23 protein-coding genes are annotated in these 21,656 nt (G+C 65.0%); 9 read left to right on the top strand and 14 right to left on the bottom strand.

Features of this window, described 5'->3' with window-relative positions:
- Nucleotides 1-5: 5 nt before the first annotated feature.
- Nucleotides 6-1,004: a DUF2125 domain-containing protein gene (locus tag P9272_RS24135; RefSeq protein WP_278162472.1), complete on the bottom strand. Its 999-nt coding sequence runs from the start codon at nucleotides 1,002-1,004 to the stop codon at nucleotides 6-8.
- 119 nt (nucleotides 1,005-1,123) lie between these two features.
- On the opposite strand from P9272_RS24135, the gene P9272_RS24130 reads away from it, so the two are divergent.
- The 3 genes from P9272_RS24130 (at nucleotide 1,124) to P9272_RS24120 (ending at nucleotide 3,407) form a co-directional block, all read left to right on the top strand.
- Complete coding sequence (locus P9272_RS24130) at nucleotides 1,124-1,645, top strand: gamma-glutamylcyclotransferase (protein WP_128259822.1); 522 nt, start codon at nucleotides 1,124-1,126, stop codon at nucleotides 1,643-1,645.
- Nucleotides 1,646-1,761: 116 nt separating this feature from the next.
- Nucleotides 1,762-2,709, top strand: coding sequence for an aldo/keto reductase (locus P9272_RS24125; protein WP_278162471.1), 948 nt, complete (start codon nucleotides 1,762-1,764; stop codon nucleotides 2,707-2,709).
- A gap of 77 nt (nucleotides 2,710-2,786) precedes the next feature.
- The gene (locus tag P9272_RS24120; protein WP_278162470.1) at nucleotides 2,787-3,407 is read left to right on the top strand and encodes a LysE family translocator; all 621 of its coding nucleotides are present in this window, start codon (nucleotides 2,787-2,789) and stop codon (nucleotides 3,405-3,407) included.
- Between the two features lie 4 nt (nucleotides 3,408-3,411).
- Here P9272_RS24120 and P9272_RS24115 read toward each other — a convergent pair whose 3' ends face one another.
- Together P9272_RS24115 and P9272_RS24110 are read right to left on the bottom strand one after the other, a co-directional pair.
- Nucleotides 3,412-4,206, bottom strand: coding sequence for a 1-acyl-sn-glycerol-3-phosphate acyltransferase (locus tag P9272_RS24115; RefSeq protein WP_128259819.1), 795 nt, complete (start codon nucleotides 4,204-4,206; stop codon nucleotides 3,412-3,414).
- Nucleotides 4,207-4,287: 81 nt separating this feature from the next.
- Nucleotides 4,288-5,190, bottom strand: coding sequence for a LysR family transcriptional regulator (locus tag P9272_RS24110; protein ID WP_128259818.1), 903 nt, complete (start codon nucleotides 5,188-5,190; stop codon nucleotides 4,288-4,290).
- Nucleotides 5,191-5,291: 101 nt separating this feature from the next.
- Between P9272_RS24110 and P9272_RS24105 the strand changes: the two genes are divergently transcribed.
- A complete protein-coding gene (locus P9272_RS24105; RefSeq protein WP_278162468.1) occupies nucleotides 5,292-5,912 on the top strand; it encodes a pyridoxamine 5'-phosphate oxidase family protein in 621 nt (206 codons plus the stop codon).
- Here P9272_RS24105 and P9272_RS24100 read toward each other — a convergent pair.
- From P9272_RS24100 to ftsE, 3 genes are all read right to left on the bottom strand, one after another.
- A complete protein-coding gene (locus P9272_RS24100; protein ID WP_278162467.1) occupies nucleotides 5,909-6,637 on the bottom strand; it encodes a YdcF family protein in 729 nt (242 codons plus the stop codon). The genes P9272_RS24105 and P9272_RS24100 overlap by 4 nt on opposite strands.
- 156 nt (nucleotides 6,638-6,793) lie before the next feature.
- Nucleotides 6,794-7,786, bottom strand: a complete 993-nt coding sequence (locus tag P9272_RS24095; protein ID WP_278162466.1) for an ABC transporter permease — start codon at nucleotides 7,784-7,786, stop codon at nucleotides 6,794-6,796.
- A complete protein-coding gene (ftsE, locus tag P9272_RS24090; RefSeq protein ID WP_095816884.1) occupies nucleotides 7,779-8,438 on the bottom strand; it encodes a cell division ATP-binding protein FtsE in 660 nt (219 codons plus the stop codon). The genes P9272_RS24095 and ftsE overlap by 8 nt, the downstream gene beginning before the upstream one ends.
- A 283-nt stretch (nucleotides 8,439-8,721) precedes the next feature.
- Here ftsE and P9272_RS24085 point away from each other — a divergent pair, with 283 nt between their 5' ends.
- From P9272_RS24085 to P9272_RS24075, 3 genes are all read left to right on the top strand, one after another.
- Nucleotides 8,722-9,357 carry a hypothetical protein gene (locus P9272_RS24085; protein WP_278162464.1) on the top strand — a complete coding sequence of 212 codons (636 nt, stop codon included), beginning with the start codon at nucleotides 8,722-8,724 and terminating at the stop codon, nucleotides 9,355-9,357.
- A gap of 178 nt (nucleotides 9,358-9,535) precedes the next feature.
- A complete protein-coding gene (hpt, locus tag P9272_RS24080; protein ID WP_128259813.1) occupies nucleotides 9,536-10,078 on the top strand; it encodes a hypoxanthine phosphoribosyltransferase in 543 nt (180 codons plus the stop codon).
- Between the two features lie 83 nt (nucleotides 10,079-10,161).
- Nucleotides 10,162-10,533 (top strand): response regulator, encoded by a 372-nt coding sequence (locus P9272_RS24075; RefSeq protein WP_278162463.1) that lies wholly within the window; start codon nucleotides 10,162-10,164, stop codon nucleotides 10,531-10,533.
- On the opposite strand, the gene P9272_RS24070 is transcribed toward P9272_RS24075, so the two are convergent.
- Nucleotides 10,516-11,469 carry a DMT family transporter gene (locus tag P9272_RS24070; protein ID WP_278162542.1) on the bottom strand — a complete coding sequence of 318 codons (954 nt, stop codon included), beginning with the start codon at nucleotides 11,467-11,469 and terminating at the stop codon, nucleotides 10,516-10,518. The two genes, P9272_RS24075 and P9272_RS24070, sit on opposite strands and share 18 nt — an antisense overlap.
- A 263-nt stretch (nucleotides 11,470-11,732) precedes the next feature.
- Here P9272_RS24070 and P9272_RS24065 point away from each other — a divergent pair, with 263 nt between their 5' ends.
- A complete protein-coding gene (locus P9272_RS24065) occupies nucleotides 11,733-12,617 on the top strand; it encodes a LysR substrate-binding domain-containing protein (protein ID WP_278162462.1) in 885 nt (294 codons plus the stop codon).
- Nucleotides 12,618-12,718: 101 nt separating this feature from the next.
- On the opposite strand, the gene P9272_RS24060 is transcribed toward P9272_RS24065, so the two are convergent.
- From P9272_RS24060 to argH, 6 genes are all read right to left on the bottom strand, one after another.
- Nucleotides 12,719-13,084, bottom strand: coding sequence for a glyoxalase superfamily protein (locus tag P9272_RS24060; protein WP_278162460.1), 366 nt, complete (start codon nucleotides 13,082-13,084; stop codon nucleotides 12,719-12,721).
- Between the two features lie 36 nt (nucleotides 13,085-13,120).
- Nucleotides 13,121-15,709 (bottom strand): TIGR02302 family protein, encoded by a 2,589-nt coding sequence (locus tag P9272_RS24055; RefSeq protein WP_278162459.1) that lies wholly within the window; start codon nucleotides 15,707-15,709, stop codon nucleotides 13,121-13,123.
- Nucleotides 15,710-15,821: 112 nt separating this feature from the next.
- Entirely contained in the window at nucleotides 15,822-16,763 is a 942-nt protein-coding gene (locus P9272_RS24050; RefSeq protein WP_278162458.1) for a threonine/serine dehydratase, read from the bottom strand.
- A gap of 29 nt (nucleotides 16,764-16,792) precedes the next feature.
- Nucleotides 16,793-18,061, bottom strand: coding sequence for a diaminopimelate decarboxylase (gene lysA, locus P9272_RS24045; protein WP_278162457.1), 1,269 nt, complete (start codon nucleotides 18,059-18,061; stop codon nucleotides 16,793-16,795).
- A 55-nt stretch (nucleotides 18,062-18,116) separates the two neighbouring features.
- Nucleotides 18,117-18,323, bottom strand: coding sequence for a lipoprotein (locus P9272_RS24040; RefSeq protein WP_128259808.1), 207 nt, complete (start codon nucleotides 18,321-18,323; stop codon nucleotides 18,117-18,119).
- Between the two features lie 74 nt (nucleotides 18,324-18,397).
- Nucleotides 18,398-19,798 carry an argininosuccinate lyase gene (argH, locus tag P9272_RS24035; protein ID WP_278162456.1) on the bottom strand — a complete coding sequence of 467 codons (1,401 nt, stop codon included), beginning with the start codon at nucleotides 19,796-19,798 and terminating at the stop codon, nucleotides 18,398-18,400.
- A 32-nt stretch (nucleotides 19,799-19,830) separates the two neighbouring features.
- Between argH and P9272_RS24030 the strand changes: the two genes are divergently transcribed.
- Entirely contained in the window at nucleotides 19,831-20,514 is a 684-nt protein-coding gene (locus tag P9272_RS24030) for a TlpA disulfide reductase family protein (RefSeq protein ID WP_278162455.1), read from the top strand.
- A 21-nt stretch (nucleotides 20,515-20,535) separates the two neighbouring features.
- Here the strand turns inward: P9272_RS24030 and P9272_RS24025 are convergent, their stop codons facing one another.
- On the bottom strand, nucleotides 20,536-21,576 hold the full coding sequence (locus tag P9272_RS24025) for an endonuclease/exonuclease/phosphatase family protein (protein ID WP_278162454.1): 1,041 nt from the start codon (nucleotides 21,574-21,576) through the stop codon (nucleotides 20,536-20,538).
- Nucleotides 21,577-21,656 lie beyond the last annotated feature (80 nt).

Raw genomic sequence — 21,656 nt, 5'->3', positions numbered from 1 at the left:
TCGCGTTATTCGAGCGGCTTGATCTTGCCGAGCGGAATGAAGCCGAGCGAGGCCTTGCCCTTGACGATCTTCAATGGCATCGAAGGTTCCTTCCCGAGCATCGCCAAGGCGGCAAAACCCTGCTCGATTTCACTTTTATGCTCGGGGACGGCGCCGGCAAGGATGGCCGCCACCGCCTTGGGGTCCTTGAGCTTGATCATCAAACTTGCGTCGACTAGCCCTTCCGCGTCGATCGAGACCGGCCCGGACACTGTGATGCGCGCGGTCCCCGACGACAGGTCGAGCTTGGCAATCTCGATTGATTGGCCGCGCAGGCTTTTGGGAGGTGCCGCGATCAACGCCACGCCGTTCTTGAGCGTCACGTCGCCGCTGCCGTCCAGCGCCGGAAGCACGCGTCCGTCGATGGCATCCGCATTGATCTCCAGATCGCCGAAGCTGCCGACATAATTGATATCCTGGCCGGCCGGCTGCAATTGCCCGGCCGCCTTGGCGGCGCTGAACAACTGCATCGGATCCGTGTCGTCCTGCGGGTCGGTCTGACCGTTCAGGCCTTCGGCCTGCAGCGAGACACTGCGCGGCAGCGGCCACCACACTTGGACATTGGCCTGCAACTGGTCCCAGTCGATCCAGAGCGGCGGCATGCCGGGCGCCATCGTCCGCAGCGGCCCGCGCAGGTCGGCTACCGGCGACAAGGGCCCGGTGATCCCGGCTGCGGCGTTGAAGCTCCCGATGGAAGCGGCGACCTTCCGGGCGTCGTCCTCGTAGGCGATGTTGTCGCAGGAGACCGTGAAGCTCATCGGATAGCCGCTGACGGTGAGGTTGGCGCAACCGGCGGCGATACCCTTGCTGCCCAGCTGCGCCACTGCCTGGTCTGCCTCGGCCTTGAGCCTTTCGGCGAGATAGAACCAGCCGCCGCTGTAGATGGCGAACAGAACGAGGATGAACGCCGCGAGCCAAGGCAGCCGGCGGCGGGGTTTGCGCGATCGCTCGTCACTTGACGTCATGCTGCGGCTCTCGTTAACCCCGGCGAGCGGGCGTTTGCTTTTACGCAAACAAGCGGGGGACAGAAGAAGCACCTTGTCGGTGCGGTGTCGTTCACTCGAATGCGATCAGGCTTGGCGATATGGGCGATTTTTGGGTTTTTGGCTATGGGTCGCTGATTTGGCGGCCGGGATTCGCCCATGTCGAGACGCGCCGCGCCCGGCTCTACGGCTATCGCCGCTCGCTTTGCGTCTATTCCTTCGTGCATCGCGGCACGCGCGGCCGGCCCGGCCTCGTGCTCGGCCTCGACCGAGGCGGCTCCTGCATCGGCCTTGCCTACCGAGTTCCCGGCAATCTGCGCGACGAGGTGCTTTCCTACCTGCGCGAACGCGAGCTCGTGACCAGCGTCTATCTGGAACGCATGCTGGACATCCGGCTGGATGGCGGCGTTTCGGTCGAGGCGGTCGCCTACATCGTCGACCGGCAGCATGAGCAATATGCCGGCGCGCTCGATGCCGATCAGGCGGCTGAGGTCGTTCGCGGCGCCTTCGGCCAATCCGGGCGAAACGAGGACTATGTCTTGAGCACGCTTGAGCACCTCGAGGCGCTCGGCATTCGCGATCACTGGCTGGAGGAGGTGGGCCGCCAGGTCGCACCTTCGTGAAGTGCTGGTACGATCAAAAAGCAAAACCATGCCTTTGACCTTGGCCGGCCACGACCTAGCTTAGCGGCGACCCTTCCCTGGGCGTCAGGCCCGGTCCAGCATCACGGAGATCAGTCTTGCAGAAACGCCGTCTCGGTCGCACCGACCTTTCCATCGCGCCGCTGGTCCTGGGCGGCAATGTCTTCGGCTGGACCGCCGATGAAAAGACCTCCTTCGACCTGCTCGACCTGTTTGTCGGGGCGGGCCTGAACGCCATCGATACGGCCGATGCCTATTCGCGCTGGGTTCCTGGCAACAAGGGCGGCGAGTCGGAAACCATCATCGGCAATTGGATGAAAAGTCGCGGCAACCGCGACAAGGTTGTCATCATCACCAAGGTCGGTTCGGATATGGGCCAGGGCAAGCGCGACCTCTCCGCCGCTTATATCGAGAAGGCGGTCGACGCGTCGCTGAAGCGGCTGCAGGTCGATGTCATCGACCTTTATCTGTCGCATTGGCCGGACCCGGCCACGCCTTACGAGGAGACGCTCGGCGCCTATCAGCGCCTGCTCGAAAAAGGCAAGATCCGCTATGCGGGCTGCTCCAATCTCGATGCCGGGCAGTTGCGCGCGGCGCTCGACGTCGCCAGCCTGCGCAGCCTGCCGCGCTATGAGGTTCTGCAGCCTGAATACAATTTGTACGATCGCTCGTCACTCGACGGACCGCTGCTCGACCTCTGCAAGACCGAGCATATCGGGGTCATCACGTATTTCAGCCTAGCCAAGGGGTTTTTGAGCGGCAAATACCGCAGCAAGGCCGACCTCGGGCAGAGCGCGCGCGGCGAGGGCGTGGCCGGCTACCTCAACGAGCGCGGCATGCGCATCCTTTCCGCGCTCGATGCCGTGGCCGAGCGACATTCGGCCAAGCAGGCGGAAGTGGCTCTGGCCTGGATCATCGCGCGGCCGGGCATCACCGCGCCGATCGCCAGCGCGACGACGCCGGCCCAGATGGACAGCCTGATCCGCGCGGCATCGCTCAAGCTTTCGGCGGACGATATCGCGGCTTTGGACCGGGTCAGCTCGTAGCCTTCGCACGATCGTCCAAGACGCCCACGACGGTCCCTCGTACATCCTATCGGATCGCGGCAGGAGGAGGGTTCGGCATGGCTGGCAGTGTTCTGGGCGCGGCACAGCCTTGGCAACACGTGCTGGCGCTTGTCGTGGCCGCGACTGTCGTCATGGGCAGTCCGGGACCGGCGACGATCAGCGTGACCGCCGTCGGCGCGGCTTTCGGCCTGCGCCCTTCGCTGGGTTACACGTCTGGCGTCGTGCTCGGCACGATCGCCGTGCTCCTGGCGGTGGCGGCCGGGATTTTCGGCCTACTGGCCTCGGTGCCGGGAGCGGCGCCGGCGCTGGCGATCCTCTCGGCCGGGTACATCCTTTATCTCGCCTTCAAGATAGCGACCGCGCCGCCATTGGCCGAGCGCGGGAGCAGGGCGACGAAGCCCGATTTCCTCGGCGGCTTCATGCTCGCCGTCGCCAACCCGAAGGCATATGTGGCGATTGGCGCGGTTTTCGCCGGCGCCGCGTCGCAGGCCGACACGCTCGGCGCTTCCACCAGACTGCTGGTGCTTGCCGCGATGATCGTCGCCATCCACCTCGTGTGGCTGCTCGCAGGAACGGCTTTCGCGCGCTTCCTGCGCCATCCGCTGGCGTCGCGGATCATCAATCTGGTGTTTGCCGCAACCCTGGTGCTGACGACCCTGCTGGCGGTGCTCCGGTAGCGGATCAGGTCCTGGCCGCTACGCCGAGTTCCGCCAGGCGCTTGACCGCGGTTGGCGGCATGGGCGGCGGGTTCGGCGCCTGCGCTGCCTCGACAAGCATCTGGTCGCAGGCGGCTTCCGTCTCGCCGATCAGCCGCCGCATGAATTCTTCCTTGCCGAGCCCTGGCGGGATCGGCGGCAGGAATCGGGCCTTGATGGTGCCTGGATAGCGCAGGAACTTGCGGCGCGGCCAGTAGAGGCCGGCGACATGGGCGACCGGCACCACGGGCACGCCCAGTTGCGAATAGATCTCGACGATGCCGTATTTGTAGGACGGCTCGGCGCCCGGCGGGCGGCGCGTGCCTTCGGGATAGATGATGAGCTGGCGCGGATTGCGGTCCATTTCCTGCCTGGTCGCGACGACAACTGCCTTCAGCGCTTTCGAACGACTGCCGCGGTCGACCGGAATCATGCGCATCTTCATGATGTACCAGCCGAAGAACGGGATCCAGGTCAGCTCGCGCTTCAGGATGTAGAGCGCGTCGTCGAGATAGGGGAAGAAGGCGATCGCGTCCCAGAAGGACTGGTGCTTCGGCGCCAGGATGAAGGATCCTTCCGGCAGGTTCTCGACGCCCGTGATCTCGCTCTTGGTCGCGGCGATCTTGTCATAGAGCCACATCGAGGTGCGCGACCAGAATTTCGGCACGAACCAGGCGCGGTGGCGCGGCGACAGGAAATAATAGGGCGTCCAGAAGATCATCTGGACGATCAGGCTGAGATAGAAAACGAGGTTGAACGCCAGCGAGCGGATGATGAGCATGCAAGGGGCCCGTGAGGAAGTGTGCGTTGGTTACACCAAGCGGCGACAAAAAGGAAACGGCGCGATGGTCGAATGGCGACCCTACAAAGACCTTGTCAGCCGCTCCTTCAGGCGCGGCCCGGCGAAATCGAGGAAGGCGCGCAGCTTCACCGGCAGACGGCCCTGGCCGGCATGAACGAGGCTCACTGGCCAGGGCTGCGGCTCGAACGGCTCCAGCACCACCCGCAGCGCGCCGGCACGCACCGCTGCATCCGCCTGGTAGGAGAGCACCTTCGTCAGGCCGAGCCCGCCAATCGCCGCGTCGATCGCTGCCTCGGCGGTGTTGACCTGCAGGCGTGAGCGGACCGCGATGGCGGTTTCCGTCTTGCCGGCTCCGAAACTCCATGTCGCGGGTGCTGCGAGACCTTCGAAGGTGATGCAGCTGTGGCCGGCAAGCTCCGGCGGTTTCTCCGGCGTGCCGTGCATGGCGAGATAGGCCGGACTTGCGCAGATGATGCGGCGGATCGAGCCGACGCGGATCGCAACCATGGCCGAATCCGGCAGCTCGCCGATGCGCAGGGCCAAATCGATATGCTCCTCTACCAGCTGGGTGATCCGGTCGGACAAGGTCAGGCGGATATCCACCTGCGGATACAAGGCGAGAAAGTCGGTGATCACGGGCAATACATGCAGGCGGCCGAAGACGACCGGCGCGGTGATGACCAACTCGCCGGTCGGGCTCGAATATTCGCCAGCCGCGGTGCGCTCTGCCTCGCTGACCTCGGCCAGGATACGACGGCAGGCGATGAGATAGAACTGGCCGGGATCGGTCAGCGTCAGCCGCCGCGTCGAGCGGTTGAGCAGGCGTGTCCCCAAGTGCTTCTCCAACTCGGAGAGTTTTCTGCTGACGGTCGCCAGCGGCACCCCCGCGCGTCTTGCCGCAGCGGAAAGGCTGCCGGCCTCCACCGTGGCGACGAACAGGGACATGGCGTCGAGGCGGTCCATTATTCTTCCGAAATCTGGAAGGATGAATTGCAAATATGCTCTCTATATCCGGTTTTCGGAAGACGCTAAATATTGTGCGACCCCGACCGAGGAGCGTTGGTATGAACGAATTCACCAGCGACGTGGCCTTCACGCCGACCGTCAAGGCCATCCAGTCGCGCAAGGGATCGCGCGATTCCTATGCGCGCGTCGAGCAGCGCGGCGGCTGGCAGGCAACGATCACACCCGACCTTGCCGCCTTCGTCGAAGCGCAGATCAGCGTGTTCCTGGCGACGGCAAACGCCGAGGGCCAGCCGTACGTCCAGCATCGCGGCGGGCCGGCCGGCTTCCTCAAGGTGCTCGACGATCACACGATCGGCTTTGCCGATTTCTCCGGAAACCGGCAGTTCATCACCCAGGGCAACCTGCAGGATAACCACCAGGCCTTCCTGTTCCTGATCGACTATATGCTGCGGCAGCGCATCAAGGTCTGGGGCAGGGCGCGGGTAATCGAAAACGACCCGGATCTGATGGCGAAGCTGATGCATACGGGCTACCAGGCGCGGCCGGAGCAGGTGATCCTGTTCACGGTCACGGCCTGGGATGCCAATTGCCCGCAGCACATACCGCAGCGTTTCGAGGCGACGGACGTCGCGGCGGCGTTGGCCGAACGCGACCGGCGCATCGCCGGTCTGGAGCGGGAGATTGCCGGCTTGCGCGATGGTGCGGCGGCTAAGGTTTAGTTCTTCACCGCAGTCGATGCTTCGGCCAGCGTGATGCCCTCGGGCGTCGTGCGAAGCGGCAGGAAGCCGCGCGCCAGCGACAGCACATATTTGCTGTATTCGGTCAGCAGCACGCGCAGTGCTTCCGGCTTGGTCAGCCACCCACCATTGCCGAGATTGGTGTTGACCACCGGATAGGGCTCGAGGCGCGCGCCATGCAGCAGCCGGCCCATCTCGAGCAGGCTGCGCGGCATGTGGTAGTTGTTGGTGACGATGATGATGCTGCCATAGGCGTGGTTCTCCACCCATTTGGCGCTTTCCTCGGCGTTGCCGATGGTGTCGAGCGCGGCACGGTCGATATCGACGCAGCAGGAGAAGAGCTGCTTGTCCCCTCCCGTCGCCGCCTGCAACTGGCGCTTGGTGGCCGAAGGATGGACGCCGCTGATCAGCAGCCGTTGGCCCTTGCCGGAGGCCAGAAGGTCCATCGCCGCGTCGAGCCGCGACTGTCCGCCGGTCAGCACGATGATGGCATCGGCTCTGGCCGGATTGAGCGGGGTCGTCATGTGGCTGACCTTGTCGGCGAACCAGCCGAAGCCGCCGGCGAAAAGCACCAGCGCGGCAACAGTGACGAAACCGCAGATGCGCAGGGCGAGCCGCAGACGACCAAGTCCCTCGGGGGCGGCGGCGCGCACACGCACTACCGGCATCCGTCCAGCCGTCTCGATCGAATCCCGCGCTTCCATCATCCCCAGGTTAATCCTGAAAGCTTCTAATGGTTAACTCCGAAATGCGGCCTTTGATAGGTAAGGCGATGCACTTTGCGTTACGGCACCTGCCCAACCCGTGATCGTCGTCTTGTTCGTATACAACGCGTTGCGCCGGCTTTTGGCTGGAGCTCATGGTCAGCCTGCGTCCGGCTGGCGAACGTCGATGTCGGTGAGGTAGGCGACAACGGTCGCGTGCGAGGTGGCCGCTGTCAGCGCGCCAATCACCAGCACCATCAGGCCGACGCCGAAATACCCGACGGAGCCGATGGCGAAATTGCCGAACAAGGCGGTCGCCTGGTCGGCCTGGGGCGTCGCCATGTTGCGCGACGACCACCAGGAGAAGACGATGAAGACGGCGATCGCGAGCGCACCGCCGGCGGCCGCGCCCTTCATGCCGGTGACCAGGAAATGCCAGCGGAATTCGCGCGCGATGAAGCGTGCCTCCGCCCCGACGAAATGCAGCACCTCGATGATATGGCCGTTGCCGGCCATGGCGCCGCGCGTGGCGAACACCACCGTCAGCACCGTTGCCGATAGCATCAACGCCAGGACGGCGATGCCGATCGTCACCGTGGTGTGCGCCATGGCGACCAGGCGGTCGACCCAGGTGCGGTGATCGTCGAGTGCTGCGGTCGGGATCTTGGGCGTGATCGCCGCGCGCATGGCGGCGAAGTCCGGCGGGCTGGCCTCGTCAATGGTGACGATGATGAGGCGCGGCACCGGCAGCTCGTCGATGTTGAGGCCGCTGCCCAGCCATGGCTCCAGAAGACGCGCGGTCGCGTCGCGATCGATGATCTTGGTGCCCTTCACGCCCGGGAATTCGCTGGCGATCCGCGAGGCCTGCGCAAGCGCCGCCTCCATGTCGAGGCCGTCGGCCGGCTTGATCTGGATCGTCGCCTCGCGCGATATCTGGTTCTCCCAGACCGAGGCGGTGTCGCGCACCAGCGTCACCGCGCCGAAGGTGAGGCAGGACAGGAAGGTCATGATGGCGATGACCAGCACCAGCGCCCGCCCGGCGATGTTCTGCGCCGGCACGATCGGCGCGGTCTTGCGCTGTACCCGCCTGACCGTCACTGTCGCCTCGGCGCCGGCTTCGTCCTGGAGGTGGTCGGCTGGAAAGTCAGTCATAGACGTCCAACCTTCCGCCGGCCAGGATCATGCGGCGCGCATCGACCTGCTCCATCAGGCCGAGGTCGTGGGTGGCGATGACGACAGCGGTGCCTAGACGGTTGAGCTCGATGAAGAGTCTCAGCAGCCGGCGCGCCAGCGGCGGGTCGACATTGCCGGTCGGCTCGTCGGCCAGAAGGATCTCCGGCTGCTCGATCAACGCGCGCGCGATCGCGGCGCGCTGCTTCTCGCCGCCCGACAGCACCGGCGGCAGCACATGCATGCGGTCGCCGAGACCGACCCATTTCAAAAGCTCAGTGACGTCGGTGCGATAGCCAGCCTCCTCGCGCCCCCGCACGCGCAACGGCAGCGCGACATTCTCGTAGGTCGTCATGTGGTCGAGCAGGCGGAAATCCTGGAACACCACGCCGATGCGGCGGCGCAGCAGCGGCAATTCGCTGCGCGAGATGCGCGAGCGGTCCTTGCCGAAGATGGTGATCAGGCCGCGCGTCGGCTTCAGCGACATGAACAAAAGGCGCAGCAAGGTCGTCTTGCCGGCGCCCGAGGGGCCGCTCAGGAACTGAAAGGAGCGCTCCGGAATGTGCAGGGAGATGTCGCGGAGGATCTCCGGACCCATGCCATAGCGGAGGCCGACATTTTCGAAGCGGATCACGTTCGGCGACCTGAAACTTTCGGCGGCGACGCGCCACGATCTAACTCTAGAGCGCTCCACCGTTTCACGGAAACGGCGGACCGCTCTATCTCTGCGCTTTCACGCAATTCCGGACGGAAAACCGTTTCACACTTTTCCTGGAATTGCTCTAACAGACCATCGGCCGGCATGGTTAACGGTCGGTTAATTTGGGATCGATTTTGACGTCTCAAAGCGGTTCCGGTGGGGAAGCGTTAACCAATTGCGTTTACGCAAAAGAAACGAAGACTGCACTGGTGCCGAAATGGCCGAGAATAGAACCGCGCGCCCCGTTTCCGGCGAAATCATGACCGGCCCGGCAACAAATGCCGCGCTAGAGCGCGCCATGTCCAATGCGCCCGACATCGTCGATGCCGACTATGTGGTGCTGCCGCGCTTTGCCGCGCATCCAGAGCTGTCGCCGCGCCAGCCGCAGATCCCACCGACGCCGGCGATCAAAGGCCTGGGCATCCTGCGCAAGCGGGATGCTTCGCTGCCGCGGCCCTCACGTGGCGGCCCGATGTTCTGGATCGCAGGCGTCGGCATTGCGCTGGTCTCCTTCTGGGTGTCGGGCGGCCACGCGCTGGTCCGGCAGAGCACCTTTTGGGTGAACGCCGCGCCGGCGAGCGCGCTCACCATTTCCGGCGTGACGTCGCGTATCGATGAGTCTGGCCTGAAGCCCGTGCTGTTCGTCGACGGCGAAGCGGCGAATGACGGGATGGGATCGGAAACACTGCCGCCGCTCGAAATCCGCGTCACCGACAACGACAGCAACATCATCCGCTACAGGCTGGGGACATCCGATCGCGTACTGGCTCCAGGCGAAAGATTCGGCTTTTCCAGCCGGCTCGATGTGCCTAGAAACGGCGTCAGGACAGTCTCAGTAATCTTCGCCGGCTAGGTATGCCGATATTCAGGTGAGGCAGGTCTGCGAACGACGGCTTCCTGCGCTTCCGGTGCTCACGAACTTCACGTACGCTCCGCTCCGGTTCTCGGAAGCCATCGTTCTCGACTCGGCCTGACCTGAATCTCGACACACCTAGCGCCTGGCATCCCAGGTGATTTTGAAGGACGAAAGAATGCCAGTTGTGCGCGGCAAGGAAATCGAGGTCCTGTTTTCGGCGTCGGCGATCGCGCGCCGCAATCTCGAGCTCGCCAAGGAAATCGCCGGGCGCGACTATCACGACCTGCTGGTGATCTCGATTCTCAAGGGCTCGTTCGTGTTCGCCGCCGATCTCATCCGCGCCATGCATGATGTCGGCCTGTCGCCGGAAGTCGAGTTCATCTTCATCTCCAGCTACGGTGCCGGCACCACCAGCGGCGAGGTCAGGGTGCTGCGCGACATCGACAATGAGGTCGCCGGCCGCGACGTGCTTCTGATCGACGACATACTGGAATCCGGCAAGACGCTTTCCTACACCCGCGACCTGATGCTTTCGCGCGGTGCCAGGAGCTGCGCCATCGCGGTGCTGCTCGACAAGCGCATGCGCCGCCAGACCGCGCTCAACGCCGACTATGTCGGCTTCGACTGCCCGGACTATTTCGTGGTCGGCTATGGCATGGATGTCGCCCACGCGTTCCGCGAACTGCCGTTTGTCGGAGTGGTTAAGGGCGACGCCTGAAGAGGCGCCCGGGTCGCCTCGAAAAGCCGCTGATCGTTAGAATTTTCAGAAAACGTCAACGTTTCGGCGGCATCTATCTCGGCATGGCAAAGCTTCTGATCGTCGAGGACGATGAATCCGTCCGCACCCTCGCTGCCCGCGCGCTGGAGCGCGACGGCCATAATGTCACCATCGCCACCGACGGCGCGCAGGGGCTGGACACGATACGGCAGGCCCGCGGCGGCTACGATATAGTGGTGTCCGACATCCGCATGCCGGAGATGGACGGCATCGAGATGGCGACTGCCGCCGCGAGAGAGTTCCCTACGATGAAGATCATGCTGATGACGGGCTATGCCGACCAGCGCGAGCGCGCCGAGGAGCTCAACGGCATCATCCTCGACGTCGTGCAGAAGCCGTTCACGCTTGCCGAAATCCGCGCCCGCGTCGGCAAGGCACTAAGCTGCTTCGCTTGACACCGCTCCGGCCGCCGGCGCGGCGCTTCGCCGGCGCTCGCCGTTCAGCGCAAGCAGGCCGGCGCCGATGATCAGCACCGCGCCGAGCACCGTGGTCTCACGCGGCACCTCGGCGAAGAACAGAAAGCCCCACAGCGGCGACCACAGGATGCCGGTATATTCGAACGTCGCGACGCGGTTGGCCGGCGCGATGCGGTAGGCCTGCGACAACAGGATCATGCCGGCGGAAGCGACGAAGCCGCAGGCGGCCATCTTCAGGAAATCCGGCATTGTCGGCCACACCCAAGGCCGCACCAGGAACTCGACGCTCGGATGCGCCGCATGGGTGATCCCGGCAAGGTGGAAGAGGGTTGCAACCGCGATGGCGCCGCTGAGATAGGCGCCGTTCTGGTAGAAGGCCATCACCGTCGATGATTCGGTGTCGCCGATGCGGCGCGCCATCAGTTGCGAAAAGCCGTAGAGGAAGGCCGAGCCCAGGGACAGCAGCGCCGCCCAGTCGAAGACGCCGGCGCCCGGACGCACCATCACGAGCACGCCGACAAGGCCGATCAGCACCGTCGCCAGCGTCTTCCACGAGACGCGCTCGCCGAGATATGGGCCGGCCATCGCCATGATGAACAGCGGCGCCATGAAATAGAGTGCCACCGCGTCGGCCAACGGCAAGGCTGCGATCGCCAGATAATAGACCGTGTAGGACGAGAACTGGATGAAGGCGCGCAGCGTCAGCATGTGGAAGCGCTTCGACAGCAAGGCTTTCAGGCCGACATCGGCGTGGACGATGACGATTAGGATCGGCAGGGCGACGATGGCACGGATCGCCATCACCTCGGTCACCGGATAGCCGCCCGACACCGCCTTCACCAGCGGATCCTGCAGCGAAAAGACCAGCACGCCGAGGCAGAGGCTCAGAATGCCAAGCACCATCCGGTTCCGCATCAGTCTCGGCCCCCCGCGAGCCGCATCGACATTCATTTCACGCAATTCCGGACGGAAAACCGCAAGCACTTTTCCTGGAATTGCTCATCAAAAAGAACCCGCTACCGTTTTCAGGCAGCGGGTACGAGTGAGGACTCTTCGATTGGTCCGCGGTCGACTCGCGACCGCATATCCAATGGGTATGAAACTATCCCGCGGCGTTTGACATGTTGCAAACGAATTGGAATGATGCCAGCAATCAGATTTGCTTATGGCGATTTTCGATGAGACCAGTTCTCGACAGCGACCTCCTGCGCACCTTCGTGGCGGTGGCCGAAACCGGCAATTTCACCCGCGCGGCGGAAAAAGCCGGGCGCACGCAATCGGCCGTTTCCATGCAGATGAAGAAGCTGGAGGACATGGTCGGCGACGACCTGTTCGAGCGCGGCTCGCGCGGCGTGGCGCTGACTCGTCGCGGCGGCGAGTTGATCGCCAATGCGCGCCGGATCGTCTCTCTGCTGGACGAGACGGCGGCCTCGCTGGTGGCGCCGCCGCTTGGCGGGCTGGTGCGCATCGGCATCCCGGCCGAATATGGACGTTCGATCCTGTCGCGGGCCCTGGGCGAATTCGCCAAGCGCCATCCGCGCGTCGAGGTCACGGTGCGCTACGCCCATTCGGATTCGCAGGTGCGGGCGCTTGCGGCCGGCGAGCTCGATCTTGCGGTGGTGTTCGAATGGGAGGGCTCTTCCGGCGGCGAGGTGCTGATGCACGATCCGACGGTGTGGGTGACCTCGAGCCTGCACCACATGCATGAGGAGCGGCCGGTCCCGATCGCGCTTTACAGCCGCAACGGCTGGTGCCGCGACTTCGCCATCAAGTCGCTGCAGCAGCGTGGCCTCGACTATCGCGTCGCTTACACCAGCGATACCAATGGCGGCCTGACGCTCGCGGTGACATCCGGTCTGGCGATCGCGCCGATCTCGCGCAGCAACATCCCGCCCGATTGCCGGGAACTGACGAGCGCCGACGGCTTCGGCGACATCGATTCCTCCAACGTCGTCCTGCACCGCAATCCGCTTGCCACCGGCGAGGCGATCGACGGCATGGAAAACGCGATCCGCGACGCCTTCATGCTGACGAGGCAGGCGGGCGCGGCGATCGGGCTTTAATCCGGCGGGCCGCTTTCGGTCCGCGCGAGCCAATCGCATCGCTTCACCAAGGCGATCCTCGGCACGATACGTCAGCCGGCCCGAAGGACAATCGACCATGTTCAGTCGTTCTCGAAGAAAGTCAGGCGGTTGCCGAAGGGATCGATCACCGTGACCTCCTTCGTCCGCCATGGCGTCGTCTCCAGGCCGGGCCTGTTGAATCGATATTTCCTGGCCGTCAACTCGCGGTGCAGCCCCGCGATGTCGACCGCCTCCGCGCGAATGTGAGCGCCGGGCGAGCCGGCGCCGTGATGTTCGCACAGATGCAATTCGCATTCGTCGGGGGCGATGCCCAAGTAGAGCGGCGCGTTGTCGTCGGAGCGATGTTCGAAGCGGACAGCGAAGCCGAGGAAGTAGAGATAGAATTCCCGCGCCTTGGCGATGTCGAACATGCGCAGGATCGGGGTGACGGTTCCAACCTTCGGCACAGGCACGGCAATCCTGAATGAAGTAGGTGGGAAGGCTTACTTCAGCTCCAGCAGCCGTTCGAGATAGCTGCGCTCGATGTCGGGGCTCAGCGCGTTGCCGAGCCGCTTGCGAATCGCGTCGAGAATCTGGCGCGCGCGCTGGACGTCGATCTCGTCGGGAACCTTGACAGAGGTGCCGTCATCCGCGCCGTTGGTGGCGCGCGGCCGACCGAGCGGATCGCGGTCGGCGCCCTGCTGGCGCCCACCCTGCTCGCTACCGCCCTGGTCGCCCTGCATGGCCTGCATCTGCTTCATCATGTCCTTGGCGCCGCGGCGCAGCGCTTCCAGCGCGCGGCCCTGGTGGCCAACGGCCTGGTCGCCATCGCCCTGGCCGAGCGATTGCTCGGCATCGCCCATCGACTTGCCGGCTTCGCCGAAGCCCTCATTGGGCTCCATGCCCATGCCTTCGAGCCCCTTCTTCAGCTGATTGAGCTCGCTCTGCAACTGGCCTTGGCCTTCCTGCAGCTGCTTCAATGCATCGGCGAAATCCTTCGGCGACATTTTCGGCCGTCCCAGCGGATCGCGGTCCTGGCCGGGACCCGGCCGCTGCTGGTCATTGGGCTGGCCCTGTTCGCCACCGTCGCCAAGCTGCTGCTGCTCGCCGCCTTCCCCACGCTGACCGCGCTGCATCTGGTCCAAGCGAAAGGTGTCGTTCATCATCTCCTGCTGGCGGCGCATGATGTCGCCGAGCTTGTCCATCTGCTGGCGCAGCTCGCTGTCCTGCTCACCACCCGGCTGTTGGCGGCCGGCCTGAAGGTTGTTCATCATGTCCTGCAGTTCGGAGAGAAGCTGCTGGGCCTTGTCGCGATCGCCCGACTTGGCCAGATTCTCGATCTGGTTCATCATGCGGTCGATATCGCTCTGGCGCAGCTCGCGGCCGTTCTGCTGCATCTGCGGCGCGTTCGGGTTCTGCTGCGCACGCTGGGCGAATTCCTGCAGGAACTGGTTCATCGCCTCCCGCAGTTCCTTCATCGCCTTTTCGATCTCCTGATCGCTGGCGCCGTTCTTGATGGCGTCCTGCAATGCCTGCTGCGCCTGGCGCAGCCGCCGCTCGGCGGCAGACAGATTGCCTTCCTCGATGCCGAGCGCGATCTCCCAGAGATAGGATACGACGTTGCGCAGCTTGTCGTCGCTCTCGGAGAGCTTCAGCCGGCTTCTTGCGCTCATGATGGCGAGATAGTTCGACATGTTGTCGAACGTGTCCTCGGGCCGTAGCGTGATCGCGTCCATCAGATCCAGAACGCGCGGCTTGGCGTTGGTGTCGAGCGCCAGCAGCCGGCGCTGTTCGATCACCGCGCGGGCCAGCGGGTTGGCGAAAGGCCGCTCAGGCATAACAAGCGTCTTGGTTTCGCTCGTCGCGGTGTGACCGGCATCGTCGGTGACGCTCAGCGTCAGCTTGATGCCGTTGCCGGCCCAGGCATGCTCGGTCAGGTCTTTGGTCGTCTTGGCCACGTTCGTCTTGCCGCCGCGGCGCGGCAGGGTCAGAGGCAGGTCCGGCGGTCCATAGAGCGGATGCGCATTGGCGGTCGGCGGGTCCGACAGCTCGAAAACGGCCTTGGCGGAGGCGGCGCCGTAATCGTCATCGATCTCGTAGTTCAGCTCGATGGAGCCGTTGACCGCGCGCTTCGGCTCACCGACGAACCGGATAGTCGGCGGCTTGTCGGGAATGACGGCAAAGGCCCATTGGCCGAGATCGCTCTCGGCGGATCTAAGCGTCAGCGTGCCGTTCGAATCCAGTTTGCCGGAGAACTGGCGCACCTTGGGCGCGGCCTGGCTGGCGGGCACGGGGCCTTTGGGCGGCGTGGGCTCGATGGCGCGCGCATTGCCGCCGGCATCTGCGTAACTCAGTGTTTCCTCGCCGGAACCGCCCGTGACGCGCAACGAAACGTCACTGCCCTGAGGCACCGAGAAGGTCTGGACCGCCTGGTTGGCATCGGCCGTCAGGAACAGCGGCGCCTTGCCGGTATAGGCGGGCGGCGTCACCCAGGCGTCGATGCGCGGCGGCACGGTATCGCGCGCGGCGCGGGCAACGAGGCCGTCGCTGACCCTGCCGCCGAAGGGTCCGAAGGAGAAGGCCAACGCAGTGACGAACAGCAGCCCCGCCACGGCACGCAGGCCCCAGCGGTCGTAGTCCGGCACGCGGCTGCGGGGCCGGTCGGCGCCGATGCTCGACAGCCGCTCCGCCATTCGCTTCTGATGCTCACGCCACAACGCCTGCGAGAAGATGCTCTCGGTGCCGCTCGGCCGGTCGGTCTGCACCTGCACCGGGCTATGCAGCAACTGGTTCGCCGCCTCGATGCGCCTGTCGACCTCGGCGGCCGAGGGCATGCCGAAGAAACGCAGCGGATAGAGCGCCGCGAGCCCAGCCAGGGCGAACAGGATCAACAGGCCGATGCGCGCCAGGTCGGGCAGACGTGGGAACAGGCCGAACCACGAAAAGCTGAGGAAGAGGCTGATGACGATCAACAGCGGCAGCACGAGCGGCCAGCCGCGCTCGAAGACCATCGAGGCCCGCGTCGCCAATCGGCTGAGCGCCAGGCGCAAGGCCAGGCCGCGTTCGCCGCCGGAAATGGGTCGTTCCGTCATCGGCCCTTCCTGCCCGGGCATAACAGCCTGGACGTCATCACCAGAAGGATACCACCAAACACGGCGAAGGCGAGGCGAGTTCCAAAACGTGAAGCGGTTTTGCCGGTTATGATCAGAAATTGGCCGGATTCGTGTTGGAACCGCAGACCAGAACCGCCACGCGTTCGCCCTCCGCCGGCACATAACGCCCTGAAAGCATGGCGGCGAATGCCGCGGCGCCACCCGGCTCGGCGATGATTCGCACGCGGTCCCACAGCGCCTTCTGCGCAGCGATGATGTCGTCGTCGCTGACCAGGATAGAGCGCTCGACGAAGGCTTTGGCGAGGGGAAACATCATTTCGCCGACGCGCTTCGGCGCCAGCGAATCGGCGGCGATGCCTTCGGCCGGGGCATCGACCGGCTCTCCGGCCTCAAAAGCGCGATTAAGCGTCGGCGCGCCCTCGGGCTCGACGGCAACGATGCGGATGCGACCCGCGAACCAGGCGGCGATGCCGCCGATCAGGCCGCCACCGCCGACGGCGACCAGCAGGGTGTCGATCTCGGGTAAGTCGGCCTCGATCTCCAGGCCGAGCGTGCCCTGGCCGAGCAGCGTTTCCTCCTGGTTGAAGGCGTGGACTTGCAGCGCGCCGGTCCGGGCCGCGAAGTCCTCGCTGGCGGCCAGGGCCTCGGCATAGCGCGCGCCGCCGACGACCAGATCCGCGCCGTAGCCACGGATGCGCGCGAGCTTCGCCGGGGGGGTGACCTCGGGCACAAAGATGCTGGCCTTGTGCTCGAGCTTCATGGCGGCGTAAGCGACGGCCGCACCGTGGTTGCCGCCGGACGCGGCCACCACGCCAGCCTTGGGCACCTCGCGTTCGAGCAGGTTGACGAAAGCGCCGCGCACCTTGAAGGAACCGGAATGCTGCAGGCATTCAAGTTTCAGGTCGACCGGAAAGGCGGGACGGCCGAAATCCGCCATGTCGACGCGGATGACCGGCGTATGTCGGACATAGGGGCGGATGCGCGGTTCGATAGCAGCGATGCGCTCGCGCGTGATCTTCTTTTTCTCCAGCATGGCTTGCTCCTTAAGGCGTCGCCGCTCTGCTACTTCAGCCAGTCGGGAACCGAATCGAGCCCGATCAGGTCTTCATAGGTCTGGCGCGGCCGCACGACATGGAAGCGGTCGCCGTCGACCAGCACTTCCGGCACCAGGAGCCTGGTGTTGTAGGTGCCGGCCTGCACCGCGCCATAGGCGCCGGCGGTGGAAACGGCGATCAGGTCGCCGGCCTTCAGCCTCGGCAGGTCGCGGTCATGGCCTATGAAGTCACCGGTCTCGCAGACCGGGCCGACGACGTCGACCTTCATGCGCGGCGTCGAGGCGGGCGGCTGCACCACAGGCCTGATGTCGTGGAAGGCGTCGTAGAGCGTCGGCCGGATCAGGTCGTTCATCGCAGCGTCGACGATGAGGAAGTTCTTCGCATCGCCTTCCTTCACATAGATGACCTCAGACACCAGGATACCGGCATTGCCGACGATCAGGCGCCCGGGCTCGAACATCACCTTGAGACCGAGCCTGGTGACATGCTTCCGGACGATCTCGGCATAGGCGTCGGGCAAAGGCGGCGGGCTGTTGTCGACGCGGTAGGGAATGCCGAGGCCGCCGCCGAGATCGAGATGCTCGATCGCATGTCCGTCGGCGCGCAACGCGCCGACCAGCTCGACGAGCAGCGCGAAGGCGTCGTCGAAGGGCTGCAATTCGGTGATCTGGCTGCCGATATGGGTGTCGATGCCGGTCACCTTGATGCCGGGCAATTCGGCCGCGCGGGCGTAGACCTGCCGCGCGCGCTGCCACGGGATGCCGAACTTGTTCTCGGCCTTGCCGGTCGAGATCTTCTTGTGCGTCCTGGCATCGACGTCCGGATTGATGCGCAACGAGACCGGCGCCACCTTGCCGAGCGCTACGGCGCGCGCCGACAGCAATTCGAGTTCAGGCTCGGATTCGACGTTGAAGCACAGAATTCCGGCGGAGAGCGCGAAGTCCATCTCACGCGCGGTCTTGCCGACGCCGGAAAACAGGATCTTGCTGGCTGGGATGCCCGCTGCCAAGGCGCGACGCAGTTCACCCTCCGAGACGACGTCGGCGCCCGCGCCCTGCCTGGCCAGCGTTGTCAGCACAGCCTGGTTGGAGTTCGCCTTCATGGCGTAGCAGACCAGCGCGTCGAGGCCGGCGACAGCCTCCCTGAAGACGCGGAAATGCCTGGTCAGCGTCGCTGTCGAATAGCAATAGAAGGGCGTGCCGACTTCGGCTGCGATATCGAGGATGGCGACGTCCTCGGCATGGAGCACACCGTCGCGGTAATCGAAATGGTTCACGAGGGTTGGGTCCCGGAAAGTTGGAGCGCAGTGAGATCAAGCGATCCCGTTGGCTCTAGAGCAGGGGATCGAGGATGAACTTCCTGTCCTTGACCGGTTTTTCCGGCTCGGGCGGCACCGGCTGCTTGGCGCGTTCGGCATCCTTACGGGCCTGCACCGCCGCCTCATAGGGCGTGTCGAGCCCGGTCTTCCTGCCGCAGGCCGTGACGGTGACAACCGCCGCCAGCAGCGCGAGCGTCAGCAAAATCCTGCCAAGGGTCATCGATCCATCCGTTCGAAACTGTTTCCTGTGCCGCCGCTTTTAGCCGAGTTTTCGGCACTTTGCATCCGGGCAATTTAGGCCTTGGCGAGCCGCTTCTTCCAGTAGCGGATCTGCTTTCGCACCTCGGACGGCGCAGTTCCGCCGAAGCTGGTGCGGCTCTTCACCGAATTCTGCACGGCAAGCACCGAGAAGATATCGTCGGTGATGCCGGGATGGATCGAGCGCAGGTCCTCCAGAGAGAGCTTCTCCAGGGAGACCTTCTTCTCCTCGGCGAGCGCCACGGCGCGACCGGTGACATGGTGCGCCTCGCGGAAGGGCAGGCCCAGATTGCGCACCAGCCAGTCGGCAAGGTCGGTCGCGGTGGCGTGACCGGCGCCGGCGGCCTTCTTCATGGCGGCGGCGTTGACGGTCATGTCTCGCACCATGCCGGTGGTCGCCGCCAGCATCAGGTCGAGCGTCTCGGCGGCGTCGAAGACCGCTTCCTTGTCTTCCTGCATGTCCTTGCCGTAGGTCAGCGGCATGCCCTTCATCACCGTCAGCAGGCCGACGAGATGGCCGTTGACGCGGCCGGTCTTGCCGCGCACCAGCTCGGCGGCGTCCGGGTTCTTCTTCTGCGGCATGATCGAGGAGCCGGTGGAGAAGGAATCCGACAGCCGGATGAAGCCGAATTGCGGCGTCGACCAGATGATGATCTCCTCGGCGAGCCTTGAGAGGTGCGTCGCGCAGATCGCTGCGAGGCCCAGGAACTCGAGCGCGAAGTCGCGGTCCGAGACGCTGTCCAGCGAATTGCGCGTCGGTTCGCGGAAGCCAAGCGCCTTCGCGGTCATATGACGGTCGATGGAAAAGCTGGTGCCGGCGAGGGCCGCGGCGCCAAGCGGGTTTTCGTCCATGCGTTCGATGGCGTCGCGGACGCGCGAGAGGTCGCGGCCGAACATCTCGACATAGGCCATGCAGTGGTGGCCGAAGGTCACCGGCTGCGCGGCCTGCATATGGGTGAAGCCGGGCATGACGGTCGCCGCATGCTCCTCGGCGCGCTCGAGGAACGCGGTGATCAGGTCCTTCAATGCCCGGGCGACGCGCTGGCATTCCTGCTTGACCCAGAGCCTGAGGTCGACCGCCACCTGGTCGTTGCGCGAGCGTGCGGTGTGCAGGCGTCCCGCAGCCGGGCCGATCAGCTCGGCAAGCCGGGCCTCGACATTCATGTGGATGTCTTCGAGCCTGGTCGAGAATTGGAACGTGCCGGCCTCGATCTCTTCCAGGATCGTGTTCAGCCCGTGAGCAATTTTTTCTTGATCGGCCGCCGAAATAATGCCCGTTTCAGCCAACATCTCGCTATGGGCGATCGATCCGCTTATGTCCTGCGCATAGAGCTTGCGGTCGAAGCCGATCGACGCGTTGATCGCTTCCATGATTGCGGCCGGACCCGAGGCAAAACGTCCGCCCCACATCTGGTTGCTGGCCTTCTTGTCGCTCATCGCTATAACCCGTGCTCCGGAGCAGTTTGAAAATGGCAGACGGCAGTAGATTCTTCCCGGCCCCGCGCCTCATCCTGGCCGCCCTGGTGGCGGGCGTGCTGGCCGGCGCGGTCGCGGTATATGTCAGCGAGAGCGGTTCTGGCAACAACGCTCCCCCCGAGAAGGTCGCCGCTGCAACCGGCAAGGACGATACCGCCTGCGCGGCCAAGGCCGACCGGGCCAAGGCCATTGCGGCGAAAGCCGTCGGCCAGGTCGCGGCGCTGCAGCCGGCCGATCCGCCGCAGTCGCTGAAGGGCTTGGCCTTCAACGGTCCCGACGGCAAGCCGATGACGATCGCCGACCATGCCGGCAAGACGGTGCTGCTCAATCTGTGGGCGACATGGTGCGCGCCCTGCCGCGCCGAGATGCCGGCGCTCGACGCGCTGCAGAAGGAAAAGGGCAGCAAGAACTTCGAGGTCGTTGCGGTCAATGTCGACACCGGAGACGACACGAAGCCGAAGAAGTTCCTCAAGGAGATCGGCGTTCAGACGCTCGGCTTCTACCGGGACCCGACGATCGCCCTATTCAACGAGGCGAAGACGCGCGGCCTGGCGCTCGGGCTTCCGGTGACGATGCTGATCGACGCGGAAGGCTGCCTGATCGCGCATATGAACGGCCCGGCCGAATGGTCGAGCCCGGACGCCAAGCGGCTGGTGGAAGCGGCGGTGGGACCGTGATCGCCGTCATCCAACGGAGTGTCACTTCAGGCGCACCGTGACCACCAGCGCTTCGTGGTCGGCGCTCGGGCTGCCGTCCGGCAGGACCGCCGGCAGCGTGGCCGGCGCGCTTGCCGAAAGGCCGCGGGTGAAGAACCAGTCGATATGGCCGACGGGCGTCAGGTCGCCGACCGCACGCCGCTGCGTCGGGTTGTCGAACGCGTTGGCGTCGCGCCAGTCGTAGCCGCGCTCGGCCATGACCGCGAAGAGGGGCTCGTGGCGGTCCGGGCACATCAGCCGGTCCGGTTCGGCGGCGATGCGCTTTCGCCACGCGACCGGGTCGTCGTTGCGCTCCGGATAGGCGGCGGTCAGTGTGTTGAAGTCGCCGCCGATCAGGACAGGGGCTTCCGCATCATATTTGTCGATGGCGTCGAGCAGGTGGCGGGTCTGGTCGGCCCGGCCGGCGGGCGTGGTGCGGTTCTCGAGATGCACGGAGACGACGGTCACACGGCTGTCACCGGCCATCACCTGGCCTCCGAGCGCCATGCGGCTGCCGATGCGCGGCTGGCCGTGCTCCGGCAGGAACCAGGCGCCGGCGGCGTCCAGGCGAACGAGAAAAGGCCGCAGCAGCGGAACGGCGCTGGTTATGGCGTTGCCATGGAAGCCCTCCGCATTCTCGACGCCGCCATTTGCCGCCTGCTCCATCTCATTGCCGGTGCCGAGTTCTAGGAACTCGACGCCATAGGCGAAGCAATGGCCGAGGTGATCGGCAAGCCGGCTCAAAAGATGGCCGTTGCCGGAGCGTGCCATGCCCTTGTCGACCTCGGAGAGCAGCACGACGTCCGGCGCCTGGCCGGCAATCGTTTCGGCGATGGCGTCGACATGACGGAGTCGCTCGACGTTCCAGGCCATGACGGCCAAGCTTTCGCCGGCGTGATCGCGCGACGCCTTGCCGCCGATCTCGATCTCGCCGAGGGCGGGAATGGTGGTCGCGTGGCGCAGATGGGTGGCGCTGTCGCGCGGCCCGTCCCGCATCGCGTTGCGGGCGGCGACAGGCACGTGCGTCAATTGCGGGACCAGCATTCTCTTCTCATCCAGTTAGCCGGTTAATAACGAAGGGTCTTTTCGCCACTTGGTGGCGCGCTAGCTTCCTAGAGTGCCGA

Origin of the sequence: Mesorhizobium sp. WSM4976 (genome assembly GCF_029625685.1) — a bacterium.
Taxonomy (GTDB): Bacteria; Pseudomonadota; Alphaproteobacteria; order Rhizobiales; family Rhizobiaceae; genus Mesorhizobium.
The sequence above is the reverse complement of the archived record's forward strand: the minus strand, read 5'-3'. Positions and strand labels throughout refer to the sequence as shown.

Excerpts from the sequence above, each read along its gene's own strand:
- P9272_RS24135 (WP_278162472.1), bottom strand. The coding sequence starts at position 1,004 with ATGACGTCAAGTGACGAGCGATCGCGCAAACCCCGCCGCCGGCTGCCT.
- P9272_RS24130 (WP_128259822.1), top strand. The coding sequence starts at position 1,124 with ATGGGCGATTTTTGGGTTTTTGGCTATGGGTCGCTGATTTGGCGGCCG.
- P9272_RS24120 (WP_278162470.1), top strand. The coding sequence starts at position 2,787 with ATGGCTGGCAGTGTTCTGGGCGCGGCACAGCCTTGGCAACACGTGCTG.
- P9272_RS24115 (WP_128259819.1), bottom strand. The coding sequence starts at position 4,206 with ATGCTCATCATCCGCTCGCTGGCGTTCAACCTCGTTTTCTATCTCAGC.
- P9272_RS24110 (WP_128259818.1), bottom strand. The coding sequence starts at position 5,190 with ATGGACCGCCTCGACGCCATGTCCCTGTTCGTCGCCACGGTGGAGGCC.
- P9272_RS24105 (WP_278162468.1), top strand. The coding sequence starts at position 5,292 with ATGAACGAATTCACCAGCGACGTGGCCTTCACGCCGACCGTCAAGGCC.
- P9272_RS24100 (WP_278162467.1), bottom strand. The coding sequence starts at position 6,637 with ATGATGGAAGCGCGGGATTCGATCGAGACGGCTGGACGGATGCCGGTA.
- P9272_RS24095 (WP_278162466.1), bottom strand. The coding sequence starts at position 7,786 with ATGACTGACTTTCCAGCCGACCACCTCCAGGACGAAGCCGGCGCCGAG.
- P9272_RS24085 (WP_278162464.1), top strand. The coding sequence starts at position 8,722 with ATGGCCGAGAATAGAACCGCGCGCCCCGTTTCCGGCGAAATCATGACC.
- hpt (WP_128259813.1), top strand. The coding sequence starts at position 9,536 with ATGCCAGTTGTGCGCGGCAAGGAAATCGAGGTCCTGTTTTCGGCGTCG.
- P9272_RS24075 (WP_278162463.1), top strand. The coding sequence starts at position 10,162 with ATGGCAAAGCTTCTGATCGTCGAGGACGATGAATCCGTCCGCACCCTC.
- P9272_RS24070 (WP_278162542.1), bottom strand. The coding sequence starts at position 11,469 with ATGCGGAACCGGATGGTGCTTGGCATTCTGAGCCTCTGCCTCGGCGTG.
- P9272_RS24065 (WP_278162462.1), top strand. The coding sequence starts at position 11,733 with ATGAGACCAGTTCTCGACAGCGACCTCCTGCGCACCTTCGTGGCGGTG.
- P9272_RS24055 (WP_278162459.1), bottom strand. The coding sequence starts at position 15,709 with ATGACGGAACGACCCATTTCCGGCGGCGAACGCGGCCTGGCCTTGCGC.
- P9272_RS24050 (WP_278162458.1), bottom strand. The coding sequence starts at position 16,763 with ATGCTGGAGAAAAAGAAGATCACGCGCGAGCGCATCGCTGCTATCGAA.
- P9272_RS24040 (WP_128259808.1), bottom strand. The coding sequence starts at position 18,323 with ATGACCCTTGGCAGGATTTTGCTGACGCTCGCGCTGCTGGCGGCGGTT.
- argH (WP_278162456.1), bottom strand. The coding sequence starts at position 19,798 with ATGAGCGACAAGAAGGCCAGCAACCAGATGTGGGGCGGACGTTTTGCC.
- P9272_RS24030 (WP_278162455.1), top strand. The coding sequence starts at position 19,831 with ATGGCAGACGGCAGTAGATTCTTCCCGGCCCCGCGCCTCATCCTGGCC.
- P9272_RS24025 (WP_278162454.1), bottom strand. The coding sequence starts at position 21,576 with ATGCTGGTCCCGCAATTGACGCACGTGCCTGTCGCCGCCCGCAACGCG.